Source organism: Listeria welshimeri serovar 6b str. SLCC5334 (genome assembly GCF_000060285.1).
Classification (GTDB): domain Bacteria; phylum Bacillota; class Bacilli; order Lactobacillales; family Listeriaceae; genus Listeria; species Listeria welshimeri.
In genome coordinates this window covers 765,641-780,629 of the sequence record NC_008555.1, presented here as the reverse complement: position 1 = coordinate 780,629, position 14,989 = coordinate 765,641, and the positions used below count along the sequence as shown (strand labels likewise).

Genomic DNA, 14,989 nt, shown 5'->3' with positions numbered 1-14,989 from the left:
TTTAAAAAAGGGGGCTAACATCACAATGGAAAATAAACAAAACGGACAGCTGGGCGGAATCATCGCTGGCGCTCTCGCTTATGTGTGTTGGGGCGTTCTTCCAATATACTGGAAGCTAGTGACCAATGTCCCGCCAATGGAGATTTTGGCCTATAGGATTATTTGGTCTTTTATTTTTATGTTATTTTTAATCGTTTGTTTACGAAAGGCTTCAATGGTTTTTCAAGAAACAAAAGATGTTTTGCTTAAACCGAAAACGCTTATCGCCATTATTGCGGCGGCTTTTTTAGTTACAGCAAACTGGTATTTATTCATTTATACGGTAAACAGCGGTCATGTGACAGAAGCAAGTCTTGGTTACTACATCAATCCACTTGTAAACGTACTTCTAGCAACAGTTATTTTAAAGGAGCGCTTGAGTCGTGGAGAAATTATTGCAGTAATCTCCGCTACAATTGGTGTTTTAATACTTACTTGGCATCTTGGGTCTGTTCCTTTTGCAGCGATTGGTATGGCTGTTACTTTCTCTCTTTACGGGCTGATAAAAAAAGTTGTTTCGGTTTCTGTATGGACTGGCTTAACGCTTGAAACCATGATTATTACACCATTTGCACTTATATATGTCATCTTTTTCGCCACCAATGGATTGATGCAGTATCCCGCACAAACAAATATCATTTTAGTTGGTGCTGGTGTTGTTACTGCTATCCCGCTGCTATTATTTGCCACTGCTGCAAAGAAAATCAGCTATACAATGGTTGGCTTCTTGCAATATATCGGACCAACTTTAATGCTGGCACTCGGCGTTTTACTGTTCAAAGAAAGTTTTGATCATATCCAATTATTTGCATTCATGTTCATCTGGTTAGCACTGATTATTTTCACGATTTCACATATTTATTCTGCTGCCAAAATCAAACAATTAGCAAACGCTGCAAAAAAATAAATGTTTCCCAGTCCCCTCTTTCGGGAATAATTCTTCTATCAAGCGAGAATCTATTCCACAAAAATGAATAGGGGGCTTTTTTCATGAAAATTGGTATCATTGGAGCTACGGGCCGAGCTGGTTCGAGAATTTTAGAAGAAGCAAAAAACCGTGGCCACGAAGTAACTGCAATTGTTAGAAATGCAGGAAAAATTACGCAAACGCATAAAGACATCAATATTTTGCAAAAGGATATATTTGATTTAACACTTTCAGATTTATCCGATCAAAATGTCGTGGTGGATGCTTATGGAGTCAGTCCAGAGGAAGCAGAAAAGCATGTTACTTCACTAGACCACTTGATTTCTGTACTAAACGGAACAGTTTCTCCGCGTTTACTTGTTGTTGGTGGAGCAGCCAGCCTTCAAATCGATGAAGATGGCAATACCCTTTTGGAATCTAAGGGATTAAGAGAAGCTCCATATTATCCAACAGCCCATGCGCAAGCGAAACAATTGGCGCATTTAAAAGAAAACAAAGGACATTTTAGTTGGACTTATATTAGTCCTCCTGCCATGTTTGAACCGGGTGAACGTACGGGAGATTATCAATTAGGTCAAGATCATCTATTATTTGATAGCGCTGGTAATAGTTTTATCAGCATGGAAGATTACGCTATTGCTGTTTTAGATGAAATCGAACGACCAAACCATTTAAACGAACGTTTTACAGTGGCTGGAAAATAATTTTTAAGTCGAAGGAGCAAATAATGCCCCTTCGACTTTTTTGTGCCAAATTATGCTCCCAATTGCTAGAAACTTCCTGTATACTAATGCTATATGCAAAAAGGGGGAAGAAAATGGTTCTACTTGGCGCTCTAGTTAATGGGCTGGGGATTTTAGTTGGCTCTGTTATTGGCATAAAATTACATAATATTCCTGAACGGATGAAAGATACTGTCATGAAAGGAATGGGATTGTCTGTTATCGTTCTTGGTATTCAAATGGCATTTAAAACGAGCAATTCGCTTATTGTTATTTTAAGTATTTGTTTTGGAGCCGTTATTGGGGAATGGCTTAACATAGATTATCATCTTAATCAGCTTGGGCACTGGATTGAACGCAAAGTTGGTGCAAAAGGAAAAAGTAATATTTCAAAAGGCTTTGTTACTGCAACTCTTATTTTTGTGATTGGTGCGATGGGGATTATTGGTGCACTTGATAGCGGCATTCGAGGTAATCATGATGTGCTTTATATGAAATCCGTGATGGATGGATTTATTGCCCTTCTTCTCAGTACGACACTTGGTTGGGGCGTTATGCTCTCAGCTATTCCAGTCTTCTTATTTGAAGGCATTATCGCCTTATTCGCCACACAAATTAATCAGTTCATCCCAGCTGACTTAATGGCACTCATTATTAAAGAATTAACAGCTACTGGCGGAATTATGATATTGGCAATTGGTCTAAACTTGCTTGGTTTAACCAAGATTCGGGTCGCGAATATTGTTCCGGGGATTTTGGTCGTTGCGCTGATTGTTACCGGGCTTTATTATTTTTAAAGAAAAAACAGAGATTGCTCTTCTCTGTTTTTTTAATTTCGTTTAAATGGCGCTTTTACATCTGAACTTATTAAATCTGTATATGTTTGCGGTTTTCGGTAGGCATTTCCCCACGTTTCATTTTCCCGGTAATTTCGAATCTCGTCTAAATTAAATTCAGCAATAAAAACACCTTCTGAAACGTCATCTGTTTCAATAATCGTATTATCGCGGTAATCCCCATTTTCATCAAAAACAATCGGGGAAAAAGCAGTTGATCTGCCCCATTTTTCGCCAGGATAGTTTGCCATCGCTACGCCAACCATGTTTTCAAAAGCACGAGAATTTAGTTGATTAAGTCTGGGTGGATTCATATCACAAGCATTTGGAACGAGGATAATTTCTGCACCCTTTAACATGAGAACTCTGGCGCTTTCTGGAAACTCGCGATCATAGCAAATCATGACTCCCAGCTTAATACCATCAAACTCACAAACTTTAAATCCCTCGCCACTTTGTAATAATATTTCTAAAGAAAAATCACACGTATGGACTTTGGCATAGTCTAAAATCATTTCTCCTTTTCGGTCAATAATAATAGCAGTATTTTGTGGTTTTTGTTCCGTTTTAGACAAATACGTAGCGCAAATGCCAATCTGCAACTCTTTGGCAAGTTTTTTCAGCGTTAAGACATAAGTACTGTCTTCTTCAATTGCTTCATTTAACCACTTGAATCGTTCTGCACCAAAACTAGTAGCTAGTGGATGATTAAAAGCATCTTCAAAAGGTGGCGCATAACCGTTTGACCACATCTCGGGGAAAAGCACTAAATCTGCCCCTTTTTTATGTGCTTCTTTTATATATTTGATGGCTAATTTTAAATTAGCTTCTTTATTATTTGGTACTGCTTTTTGTTGGATTAATGCAATTTTTATAGTAGTCATATGGCGCCTCCCATTATTAAATTTTAGTGTTATTATAACATTTATTCTTGGAAACAAAAAAACACCAACAACCCGAAAGTTGCTGGTGTCTATAAAAATCTTAGTTCATGCCGCCCATGAAGAATGCAGTTGTTAGTTCTTGCATGAATGCCATGTCGTTTTGCATTTTCCATAAGGAGTCATCATCTGGATCTGCTTTTAGTTTAAGTGTGACAGTTTTTGCTTCTGATACTGCGTCTGCATTTTGAACAGCTTTTGTATAGATTTCCATAGTTTTTTCAGCCATTTTTTGGTTGTCAGTTGCTAGAGATGGGTCAGCGGTTGCTGCTTTTGTTAATTCTTCTACTAGCTCTGTTTGAACACCTTTCATATTTAAGCCTTTAACGGAAAACTGAATTTCTGGACTTTCTTTATCGTCATTTGTTACTTTAGTAGTATACGATGTCTTTTCATTTACTTGTTTACGAAGTGCATTATAGAAATCGTCTACCTGTTTGTCTAAGTTAACATCCGTTGAAAAGCTAGCGGTGAATGTATTGATGAAACTTTCTTTGAAGCTAGTTTCAAATTCTTTTTCGAATTTACTACCGTCTTCACCATATACATCTTTTACTTTGTCCGTGTCTTTGTTATAAACGACAGAATTAACTGTAATTTCTCCTGCTTCTTTTGGTTCTACTCTTGAAGCGCCACCACATGCGCTCAAAACAAGTACCATTGCAAGAACAAGTACCAAACTAAATAACCCTTTTTTCATTTTAATCTCCCTTTCTTGTTTCGAATTCATTCTAATTGTACAGAAAGTAGATTAAAATGCCAACTATTTTACAAAAAGTGTCATAATTTGTACATAATTTTACATTAATCGAGGTGGAAGATATGAATAAAAAAACAAATGCCTGTCGAATTTTAGATAAACAGAAGATTAATTATAGCTTACATGAGTACGCTTTTAGTGAAGATTCTCTCGATGCGATTCATGTTGCAATTGAAACGGGCAATAACCCTGCTCAGATTTTTAAAACGTTGGTTCTTTCTGGTGATAAAACTGGGAACATTGTTGCTTGTATTCCAGCTGATAAAACCTTACATTTGAAGCAAATAGCGAAGATTAGCGGAAATAAAAAATGTGAATTGATTGCGGTGGATACACTTGAAAAATTAACTGGCTATATTCGCGGAGGATGTTCTCCTGTTGGCATGAAGAAATTATTTCCAACTTTTATCGACAGTAGCGCAGAAATGTTTGATACTATCTTGATTTCAGCTGGAAAAAGAGGACTACAAATGGAAATAGCTCCTATAGATCTAAAAAAGATTATCCGTGCAGAATTTGCTCCAATAACGGAAGTATAAATGAAACAAGCCGCCCATAAATAATAGGCGGCTTGTCTTTTTTAATCATTATCTGTTTGAATATGTTCGCTACTTGATGCAACATGTTTTACTTTTTGGGCAATGGCGCCAACTGGGTCAGCATCTCTTGCTTGTTTGACTTTGTTACCAATCATCTCGACTGGCGCACTTTCTCTTACTTGTTTTGCTTTACCAAGAATTTTTTCTCTTGGATTAAATCTAGTATTGGTTTCTTTTTCTTCTACAACATCGACTGTTTCAAGTTGCTTTCTAGCTATCGAGAGCATCAACTTGATTCGATTCAGTTGGTTCACGGAGCTTGATCCTGCATCATAATCAATAGACATAATGTTAGCTTCTGGATACATTTTTTTAAGTCCTTTAATCATTCCGCGACCAGTAATATGGTTTGGTAAACATGCGAATGGTTGTAAACATGCGATATTTGGCACATTGCTATCCAGTAATTCAAACATTTCACCTGTTAAGAACCAGCCCTCGCCCATTTTATTACCAAGTGATAGCAGTTGGCTTGCTTTTTCTGCGATAGATTCGATACTTGCTGGTGCTTCAAATCGTTCACTTTTCTTCAAGGCATCTGTTACTGGTTTACGGAATTGGTTGATTAACGGAATTGCCACGCTTTGTTTCGCAAATGATTTAACTTTGGAACGTCCAAATGTATTGGCAGCAAAGTGATCATCATAACAACAATATAAAATGAAATCTGTTAAATCTGGAACAACTGCTTCTCCGCCCTCGTCTTCAATAACATCAACAATATTATTATTTGCGCCCGGATGGAATTTCACGAGAATTTCTCCAACTACACCAACTCTTGGTTTTACTTCATCTGTAATTGGTAAGTTATCAAAAGCTCGAACCATTTCGTTAGCTAATTTTTTATATGCTAGGAAAGAATAATTTTCCATTAGAGCACGCCCAGCATCTAAATACTCGCGGAATAGTTTATTGGCACTTCCAGGTTCCACTTCATAAGGTCTTGTCCGGTAAAGCATCCGGTCGAGTGCGTCACCTAAGCTAATTCCGGCTAGGAAACGAACAAGCACTTTTGGCGTCATTTTGAATCCTGGTTGTTTTTCTAATCCATTTGCATTGAGAGAAATAACTGGAATATGATCTAGTCCAGCTTCTCCAAGGGCTTTTTTCAGCATGGAGATATAGTTCGTTGCTCGGCATCCGCCACCAGTTTGTGTCATTAATACCGCTAAATTATTTAAATCATAATCGCCATGTTTCAGCGCATCCATCATTTGTCCAATAGTTAAAATCGCTGGATAACAAGCATCATTATTGACATAACGTAAGCCCTCATCAACCGCACGCGGCGTTACAGCTGGTAGTACTTCTAAATTGTAGCCACCCACTTTACAAGCCGCTTCTAACATTTCAAAATGAGTTGGAGCTAGCTGTGGCGCTAAGATAGTATATGTTTTCTTCATTTCTTTAGTGAATAATGGACGCTCTTTTGGTTTTGCCATAATTCCTGGTTTCACGTTATTTTTCTCACGTTCTTCCATCGCTGCCTTTAACGAGCGTACGCGGATTCGAGCGGCGCCAAGGTTGTTAATTTCATCAATTTTAAGTAACGTATATACTTTGTTATGCCCTTCAATGATTTCTTGACACATATCTGTTGTAATCGCATCCAGCCCACAACCAAATGAAGTTAATTGCACAAATTCCAAATCTTCACTTTTAGCGGTAAAACTAGCTGCTCGGTATAATCTTGCGTGGTATTTCCACTGATTTTCGACGCGAAGTTTATGATCTATTTCACCAAGATGGGAAATCGAATCTTCGGTAAGTACCGCCATGCCGTTCATCGTAATAAGCTCTGGAATTCCGTGATTTACTTCTGGATCAATATGGTATGGGTGTCCAGCAAGAACGATTCCTTTAATTTTGTTTTTCTTAATATAAGTAAGTGCTGCTTCTCCTTCAGCTTGGATATCTTTACGGCAAAGTTCCGCTTCCTCTAATCCTGCCTGAACTGCCTTTTCCATATCCGTAGCTGGGATTTCTGGGAAAGCGAGGCTCATTTGTTCAATTAACGCTTTCTCATTATCTAACGTTAAAAATGGACTAATCATTGGAATATTTTTTTCTTCTAAAGCATCCACATTAACACGAATAACTTCTGGATAGCCCGCCACGACTGGACAATTAAAGTTATTTGTTGCTTCTCCAAATTCAGGTTTTTCATAAACAACAGATGGATAAAAAATACGATCTGCTTTTTTCTTAATTAAATCCATAATATGACCATGTGTTAATTTTGCTGGGAAACAAACTGCTTCAGATGCAATCGTTTCAATACCTTTGTCATATAAATTCTTAGAAGATTTAGAAGATAAAACGACACGGAAACCTAAGTTTGTTAAAATCGTATGCCAAAGTGGATAGTTTTCAAAAACGTTTAGTGCTCGTGGAATACCAATAGTGCCTCTTGTAGCTTCTGATTTTTTCAGTGATTTATAATCAAAGGTTCGTTTTAATTTATAAGCATATAAATTTGGCAGTAAATTGCGCTTCGTTTCTACACGTTCTCCTCGTTCACAGCGGTTCCCACTAACAAACATCCGGTCATCACCAAATCTAGTTACTGTTAACTGACATGTGTTACTACAAAGATTACAGCGCGATTGCGAAGTTTCAGCACTAAATTCACGTAATTTTTCACGTACGAGCATTTCTGTTACTTCGCCAGTTTCATAGTGTTCACGGGCAATGAGAGCCGCACCATACGCTCCCATCATACCAGCAATATCTGGTCTCACTACTTCTCGTCCTGTTAAAAGCTCAAAAGCACGAAGCACTGATTCGTTATAAAAAGTTCCGCCTTGAACGATTACTTTTTCACCAATATCTTTCGGGCTACGTAGTTTAATTACTTTTTGAAGGGCATTTTTTACAACGGAATATGCAAGTCCAGCAGATAAATCTTCCATACTTACGCCTTCTTTTTGCACTTGTTTCACTTTGGAATTCATGAAAACTGTACAACGTGAGCCTAAGTCAACAGGCGCTTTTGCTTCCAGTGCTCGAGCGGCAAATTTTTCAATTGATAAATTAAGTGTTTGCGCAAATGTTTCGAGGAATGAACCACATCCGGCAGAACAAGCCTCATTGAGCATTAAGCTGTCTAATGCACCTTTTTTAATTTTCATACACTTCATATCTTGTCCGCCGATATCTAAAATAAAATCAACATCTGGTAAAAACTCGCGAGCAGCCCGGTAATGCGCCACTGTTTCAATTTCGCCAACATCAATTTTAAGTGCAGCCTTAATAAGTGATTCCCCGTAGCCAGTAATTCCAGACTGCGCCACTCTTACTTTTTCTGGTAAAATTTCATATAAATCACTCGTTGCATCAATAACCGATTGTAGTGGATTCCCATTATTACTAGAATAAAACGAGTAAAGAATTTCATTGGTTTGACTCATTAAAATTAATTTAGTTGTGGTTGACCCGGCATCAATCCCTAAATAAGCATCCCCTTCATACTCTTCTAAATTCGCTCGCTTTGCTTTCATTTGATTATGACGCGCACGAAAGTCTTCTAAGTCTTCCTTCTTTTCAAAAAGAGCTGGTAGGATAACTGTATCCGTCGCCATTGTAGTCATATCCATATTAGAAAGGCGGTTAATCATATCGTCTACTTTTATTGGCACATCATTTAACCCAGTAAAAGCAGTTCCAAGTGCAATAAAGTATTCCGCATTTTGAGGCGCAATAATATCACTATCTTTCATTTTCAATGTTTCTGTAAAACGATAACGTAATTGATCAAGAAATGTAAGTGGGCCACCAAGAAACGCTACTTTACCGCGAATCGGACGTCCACAAGCAAGTCCACTAATAGTTTGTGTCACAACACTTTGGAAAATCGAAGCTGCGATATCTTCTTTTCTAGCACCTTCATTGAGCAATGGTTGCACATCTGTTTTAGCAAAAACCCCACATCTAGAAGCGATTGGATAAATCGTATTTGCATTTTGAGCTAATTCATTTAAACCGGTCGGATCTGTTTGAAGTAATGTAGCAATTTGGTCAATAAAAGCACCGGTTCCTCCAGCACAAGCATTATTCATTCGTTGCTCAATTCCTCCGCTAAAATAAATAATCTTCGCATCTTCCCCGCCTAGCTCAATTACTACATCTGTCTCTGGTATTACTTGTTCTACAGCTTCTGTACAAGCAATTACTTCTTGCACAAAAGGCACATTCAAAAATTTGGAAATTGCGAGTCCTGATGATCCCGTAATTTTGAATGTCATTTCCGTCATACCGCATTTTTTTTGCATATCTTGCATAATTTCTAAGGTTACTTTTTTAATGTCGGAATAATGTCTTCTGTAAGTTTGAAATAAAATATCCCCTTGATCGTTAAGTGCTACGGCCTTTGCTGTTGTTGATCCCACATCTAATCCTGCATGAATCATTCTCTCATCCCTTTCGTAACGCACTGTTCGATATGTATAGTAGTTCACATATCATCCGTTATTTGTATACCACTTCACATAAATGCTTATTCTGAAAAATGAGTGAGTACTCACTCATAAAACGTAGAAGTGGTAAAACCTCTAAACACCTATCATTCTACACGATTTTTTAAATTTGTAAAGAAATTCGTGAGCATTTATAAGTATCAAAAAAAGGCAATCATTCGTTAAAACTGCTTGCTTTAGCGAATGATTGCCTTTTAATTAATTATGTCGAATTTTTGTCTTTCGATTAGATGCTTTTAAAATCTGATACGCTATTGCTAAAATCAAGAACCACACTGGCGTAACAAAAAGCGCAATTCGTGTATCTGCTGCAAAACCAAGGATTATCAATAAGCCTGCAAAGAAAACCAAGCTTACCCAGTTCATCACTGGTGATAAAGGCATTTTAAATTTACTTTTTGCTGCAATTTCAGGATGTTTATGGCGGAAACGCAAATGAGCCACCAAAATGACACCCCAAACCCAGATAAAGCAAATCGTTGCAATGCTAGTAACTAAAATAAATACTTGTTCTGGTAAAACATAATTTAAGAATACACCGATAAGTAAACATGCCGTAGAAGTTATTAAAGCTGTTGCAGGCACTCCATTTGAACTTAAGTGATGCATTTTTTTCGGTGCTTTTCCTTCTGCTGAAAGTGTATAGAGCATCCGACTTGTACTGAAAATCCCACTATTACAGGAAGACATTGCTGCTGTTAATACAACAAAATTTATAATACCTGCAGCTGCTGGAATACCAATCATCGTAAACACACTTACGAACGGGCTCGTGTTGGGATCAATATTACTCCATGGATAAATTGACATCAATACTAATAAAGCACCAATATAGAAAATTAATATCCGAATGGGAATATTATTAATTGCTTTTGGAAGCGTTCGTTCTGGGTCATCCGCTTCTCCAGCTGTTACACCAACGAGCTCAATTCCAACGAACGAAAAAGTCGCCATTTGGAATGCTAATAAAAATCCAGCAATTCCATTTGGGAAAAAGCCACCATAATCGACTAAGTTAGAAAATGATGCCGTACTTGTTCCATGTTTATAGCCAATAAATACAAGTACAAACCCAATGACAATTAAAGCGATAATAACAACTACCTTAATAATCGCAAACCAGAATTCAATTTCGCCAAAAGCTTTAACAGTGGCTAAATTAAAGAGTAATAGTATCAAAACGCATGCAAGAGCTGGAATCCATTGTGGTAAATCTGGCACCCAAAACTTCACATACATACCAACCGCTGTGATTTCTGCAATACCAGTAACAATCCAACAGAACCAATACGTCCAACCAGTAATAAATCCTGCCCATGGTCCTATAAACTGCTCTGCAAATTCTGTGAAAGACCCTGTTGTTGGGTTATGTATTAGTAATTCACCCAGAGCTCTCATTACAAAAAATAAAATCGCTCCAATAATTAAGTAAACTAACATGATAGATGGACCGGCTAAATGAATTGATTTACCTGCTCCTAGAAAAAGCCCCGTTCCAATTGCTCCGCCAATCGCAATCAACTGAATATGTCTGTTTTTCAGTCCTCTTTGCAATTCTTCTTTTTGCTCTTCCATCCTAATTCATCCCTTTCGAGTAACTAAACAGAATAAAGCGCCGAGTTAAATCAGCACTTTATCCATTAATCTACTTCTCTACTTTACCAATTTATAAAGGGATTAGCAATCTTTTTATATGTTTTTATTGGTCTAGACAGTTGATAGTACTATCTTAACATTTAAAACTACAAACTAACTTTTCACAAACTTTTTAAAAATCTGTAGCACTTTCACGCGCTACCGTTTTAGCAGCTGCAACGATTTCCGCTTCTTTGCTAGGATTGTGGTCAATCCCTTCTACAAAGATGGACGGTACTACTTCAATACCAATAAATTGTAAAATAGTACGTAAATACGGTTCTCCGTGAGTGAATGAACTTGCATCTCCAGCTGAATAAATACCACCGCTACCATGAATCAATATCGCTTTTTTACCTTTTAAAAGTGCTTCTGGTCCATGTTCTGTATAACGGAAAGATTTACCTGCAATAACAAATGTATCCACATATGCCTTTAAAAGCGGTGGAATTCCAAGGTTCCAAAGTGGGAAAACAAAAACAAATTTGTCTGCTGCTAGGAATTGATCTGTAAGCGCATTATACGCATTTAATCTTTTTTGTACATCTGGGTCTAAATCTGCGAAGGCTTTACCAGCTTGTAGCTCTCTTCCAGCTGTCATTAATTCTAAATCGAGTAAAGGTACTTCTGTATTATATAAAACCAATTCTTCTACTGTATCAGAAGGATTTTTCGCTTTATATTCTTCCATAAAAGTCGCTGCTACTTGTGAACTTCTTGATACTTCATTAGGAAGCGGTGACGCTTTGATAAATAATACTTTTGACATTATGAACACCTCATCAGTTTTTTTTGTTCCTTCTATATAATAGTACTATATAGAAAGGTAGTCAATTTGATTTTTATTAAATAATCATTGACATTTTCATTAGGAATGCTAAGATAAATACAGAATTCTCGACTGTATTAAGTTTGAATAATACACTGTTCGTTTTTCAATACTCTTTGGAGGTTTTATAAATGAAACGTATTGACCGTATTTATGAATTTATTTTAGAAAACCCTTCATCAAAGACCATTCGTGAACAACTTGAAGATAATGAAGGCTTTACAGCGAGCACTATTTCAGAAACATTAGATATTTTAAGAAACAATGTCAGTATGGAATTAAATGAACTTCACAGACAAGGAAAAATCATTAAAATCGTTGGCCGTCCTGTACTTTATTTTCCTAGAACCGCTGTGGAAGAAGAACTAGGAAGAATTCTTTCGGACAGTGAATTGGAATTTGACAGTTCAGAAGCTCTCCTAAAAATTTTAAAACCAAACATTGTTGAAAGAAGCCCTTTTGATGATTTAATTGGTGTAAATGATAGTCTAAAAACCCCTGTCGAACAAGCCAAAGCAGCTGTACTTTACCCGCCAAATGGACTACATACGATGATTCTTGGACAAACTGGGGTAGGTAAAACATTGTTTGCTAACTTAATGTATCGTTTTTCGCAACATGCTAAGCGTTTACCAGCAGACGCTCCGTTTATTATTTTTAATTGTGCAGATTATTATAACAACCCGCAACTCTTGATGTCCCATATTTTTGGGCATGTAAAAGGTGCCTTTACTGGAGCCGAAAGTGATAAAGGTGGATTAGTGGAAAAAGCTGAAGGCGGCATTTTGTTCTTAGATGAAATCCATCGTCTCCCTCCTGAAGGACAAGAAATGATTTTTTATTTGATGGACTCTGGCACTTATAACAAACTCGGGGAAACAGATCGAACTCGTAAATCCAATGTTTTAATTATAGGAGCGACGACAGAAAACCCTGAATCTTCTTTATTAAAAACATTTATGCGTCGTATTCCGATCATTATTACACTTCCAAGTTTAGAAGAACGAACTGCTTTTGAACGTGTAGAATTGCTTAAATATCTCCTTTCTAGTGAAGCTCATCGTGTAAATAAACCGATTAGAATTGAAGATGAGGCTGCCAAAGCATTAATTGGCAACACAACTTACGGGAATATCGGTCAGTTAAAATCGAATATTCAATTGGTCTGTGCCCAAGGATTTTTGAACAGTTTTGATAAGGATGATGAAATCTTAATTGATTTTAAAACTTTACCTATTAACATTAAAGATGGCTATTTCCACTTTAGTAATCGACGCAAAGAACTTCAAGCTATTGCGGAATATTTAGAACCATACACTACTATCTTCCCTGAACTTAACAATACGTTAATTACTTCTGATGAATACGAGCCAAACTTCAACCTTTACAAAATTATTGAAGATAAAGCTTCTATTTTAATGGACCAAGGTGTAGAAGATGACGACATTAAAAAATTTATTAAGATGGATATTGATATTCATCTCAACAGTTTTTATAATAAATTCAAAAATACGATTCATAATCGCGAAAATATCTTAAAAATTGTCAATGAAGAAATTCTCAATTTTGCAGAAGGTATCGAGCAAAGAATTGAACACCAACTAGGCAAAAAATTAAACGAAAGATTCTTACTTGCATTTAGTCTGCATCTAACTTCTTTTATTAAACGAATTGAAAGTAATAAACCTTTAAAATATACGAATATCGAAAATGTCGTTAATGATCAACCCGAGGCTTATGAGTTATCGCGTGAAATAAAAGATGATATTGAAGCAACTTTCCATATACGTGTTCCTAACATGGAAGTAATGTATTTAACTCTTCTTATTAGCTCTCTTTTAAAGGAACAAGAAAATGCTCGTGTCGCTGTACTGGTAGCAACACATGGTAATAACACAGCTAGTAGTATGGTTAGTGTAGCAAAAAAATTACTTGGTGAAGGTTTGGTAGAAGGAATTGACATGCCTCTTGACCAAAGTCCAAAAATTGTTCTAGATAAATTAATTGAACGAGCAAAAGAAATGGATATGGGTCGTGGTCTCTTACTGCTTGTTGATATGGGCTCACTGACGAGTTTTGCGCCTGTTATTTCTGAACGTACAGGTATTAATGTTCGCTCGATAGATATGGTTTCGACAGCCACTGTTATTGAAGCTGTACGTAAATCCAATATTCTGGATATGGAGCTTGATAGTATTTATGACTCGCTGAAAGATTTTAGAGGTTATGGCGGTTATAATTCAGATGATGACACATTAGAAACAACGCAAAAACCACATGCGATTGTAACTATTTGCGCGACTGGTGAAGGAACAGCCGAAAAACTTCAATTATTCATTGAAAATATTTTAGATACTATTACTACTGATGCCATTAAAGTCATCCCTATTGGTTTACACGAAATGGATACGAAATTAGAACAACTACAAGAAGAAAATGATATTTTAATGGCTGTTGGGATTCAAGATCCGAAAATCCAGATTCCTTTTATCCCACTTGAACGACTTTTTGGAATTGATGGTGAGGAACAACTTGTTAGTCTGGTTAAACAGCGCAATATCATTGTTAAAAAAGGCGAAACAGGACGAATCGCAAAAGAAATTATCGAAGAAAGTCTTAATGAATTTTTAACTTATCTTAACCCAAAGAAAACAATTGAAATTCTTAGTTCTTTTGCAAGTGTGCTAGAGAATAAACTAGGTTACCAACTTGATAATACATTTAAAATCAATTTACTTATTCACGTTGGATGTGCTCTAGAACGAATGGTTTTAAATGATGGTTTAGTATATCGCGATCCAAAAAATATGTTAGAAACAGATATCTATAAAGCGCTCGAACAAACTAATAAAGAAGTTATCTACAAAATGAACTTAAAACTGACAAATGATGAGCTTTGCTATCTATATGATATTTTAAACGAAATCCAACCAGAAGTAATTTCATAAGTTAAAAAGACATTCTTAATTTCAAATTGGAGAGAATGTCTTTTTTATGGTTACTTTTAAAATTGTAACTGGATATTTTACTCCTATCAATAAGCTTACATTAATTTCAGTATAGCGTTTTCAGATTATTCTTTTAGGGTAATGAGGTATGTATGTCTCAGATTCACTTTTAGTGTATTAAGGTATTTATTTAGCGTATTAAGTTGCTAAACATCTATTAGTACAAACTTACAAAAGCCTTGAACCACTTCTATTAGCAAAGGAGGTTGTCTAATAC

The 14,989-nt window shown here is 36.4% G+C and carries 10 protein-coding genes; 5 read left to right on the top strand and 5 right to left on the bottom strand.

Annotated elements, in window-relative coordinates; translation table 11 throughout:
• Positions 1–25: 25 nt before the first annotated feature.
• The 3 genes from rarD (at position 26) to LWE_RS03825 (ending at position 2,486) form a co-directional block, all read left to right on the top strand.
• On the top strand, positions 26–946 hold the full coding sequence (rarD, locus tag LWE_RS03835; RefSeq protein ID WP_011701590.1) for an EamA family transporter RarD: 921 nt from the start codon (positions 26–28) through the stop codon (positions 944–946).
• Positions 947–1,029: 83 nt separating this feature from the next.
• Complete coding sequence (locus tag LWE_RS03830) at positions 1,030–1,671, top strand: NAD(P)-dependent oxidoreductase (RefSeq protein ID WP_011701589.1); 642 nt, start codon at positions 1,030–1,032, stop codon at positions 1,669–1,671.
• A gap of 113 nt (positions 1,672–1,784) precedes the next feature.
• Positions 1,785–2,486 carry a DUF554 domain-containing protein gene (locus tag LWE_RS03825; protein ID WP_041176315.1) on the top strand — a complete coding sequence of 234 codons (702 nt, stop codon included), beginning with the start codon at positions 1,785–1,787 and terminating at the stop codon, positions 2,484–2,486.
• 32 nt (positions 2,487–2,518) lie between these two features.
• On the opposite strand, the gene LWE_RS03820 is transcribed toward LWE_RS03825, so the two are convergent.
• Both LWE_RS03820 and LWE_RS03815 read right to left on the bottom strand, forming a co-directional pair.
• Positions 2,519–3,409, bottom strand: a complete 891-nt coding sequence (locus LWE_RS03820; RefSeq protein ID WP_011701587.1) for a carbon-nitrogen hydrolase family protein — start codon at positions 3,407–3,409, stop codon at positions 2,519–2,521.
• Positions 3,410–3,509: 100 nt separating this feature from the next.
• Positions 3,510–4,166: a DUF5105 domain-containing protein gene (locus tag LWE_RS03815; RefSeq protein ID WP_011701586.1), complete on the bottom strand. Its 657-nt coding sequence runs from the start codon at positions 4,164–4,166 to the stop codon at positions 3,510–3,512.
• 122 nt (positions 4,167–4,288) lie between these two features.
• On the opposite strand from LWE_RS03815, the gene ybaK reads away from it, so the two are divergent.
• On the top strand, positions 4,289–4,765 hold the full coding sequence (ybaK, locus tag LWE_RS03810; RefSeq protein WP_011701585.1) for a Cys-tRNA(Pro) deacylase: 477 nt from the start codon (positions 4,289–4,291) through the stop codon (positions 4,763–4,765).
• 41 nt (positions 4,766–4,806) lie between these two features.
• On the opposite strand, the gene LWE_RS03805 is transcribed toward ybaK, so the two are convergent.
• From LWE_RS03805 to LWE_RS03795, 3 genes are all read right to left on the bottom strand, one after another.
• Positions 4,807–9,234 (bottom strand): 2-hydroxyacyl-CoA dehydratase, encoded by a 4,428-nt coding sequence (locus tag LWE_RS03805; RefSeq protein WP_011701584.1) that lies wholly within the window; start codon positions 9,232–9,234, stop codon positions 4,807–4,809.
• Positions 9,235–9,498: 264 nt separating this feature from the next.
• On the bottom strand, positions 9,499–10,875 hold the full coding sequence (locus tag LWE_RS03800) for an amino acid permease (RefSeq protein ID WP_011701583.1): 1,377 nt from the start codon (positions 10,873–10,875) through the stop codon (positions 9,499–9,501).
• A 193-nt stretch (positions 10,876–11,068) separates the two neighbouring features.
• Positions 11,069–11,704 (bottom strand): FMN-dependent NADH-azoreductase, encoded by a 636-nt coding sequence (locus LWE_RS03795; RefSeq protein WP_011701582.1) that lies wholly within the window; start codon positions 11,702–11,704, stop codon positions 11,069–11,071.
• 191 nt (positions 11,705–11,895) lie between these two features.
• Between LWE_RS03795 and LWE_RS03790 the strand changes: the two genes are divergently transcribed.
• Entirely contained in the window at positions 11,896–14,712 is a 2,817-nt protein-coding gene (locus LWE_RS03790) for a sigma 54-interacting transcriptional regulator (RefSeq protein ID WP_011701581.1), read from the top strand.
• Positions 14,713–14,989 lie beyond the last annotated feature (277 nt).

Coding starts and splice junctions, on each gene's coding strand:
- rarD (WP_011701590.1), top strand. CDS start 26: ATGGAAAATAAACAAAACGGACAGCTGGGCGGAATCATCGCTGGCGCT.
- LWE_RS03830 (WP_011701589.1), top strand. CDS start 1,030: ATGAAAATTGGTATCATTGGAGCTACGGGCCGAGCTGGTTCGAGAATT.
- LWE_RS03825 (WP_041176315.1), top strand. CDS start 1,785: ATGGTTCTACTTGGCGCTCTAGTTAATGGGCTGGGGATTTTAGTTGGC.
- LWE_RS03820 (WP_011701587.1), bottom strand. CDS start 3,409: ATGACTACTATAAAAATTGCATTAATCCAACAAAAAGCAGTACCAAAT.
- LWE_RS03815 (WP_011701586.1), bottom strand. CDS start 4,166: ATGAAAAAAGGGTTATTTAGTTTGGTACTTGTTCTTGCAATGGTACTT.
- ybaK (WP_011701585.1), top strand. CDS start 4,289: ATGAATAAAAAAACAAATGCCTGTCGAATTTTAGATAAACAGAAGATT.
- LWE_RS03805 (WP_011701584.1), bottom strand. CDS start 9,234: ATGATTCATGCAGGATTAGATGTGGGATCAACAACAGCAAAGGCCGTA.
- LWE_RS03800 (WP_011701583.1), bottom strand. CDS start 10,875: ATGGAAGAGCAAAAAGAAGAATTGCAAAGAGGACTGAAAAACAGACAT.
- LWE_RS03795 (WP_011701582.1), bottom strand. CDS start 11,704: ATGTCAAAAGTATTATTTATCAAAGCGTCACCGCTTCCTAATGAAGTA.
- LWE_RS03790 (WP_011701581.1), top strand. CDS start 11,896: ATGAAACGTATTGACCGTATTTATGAATTTATTTTAGAAAACCCTTCA.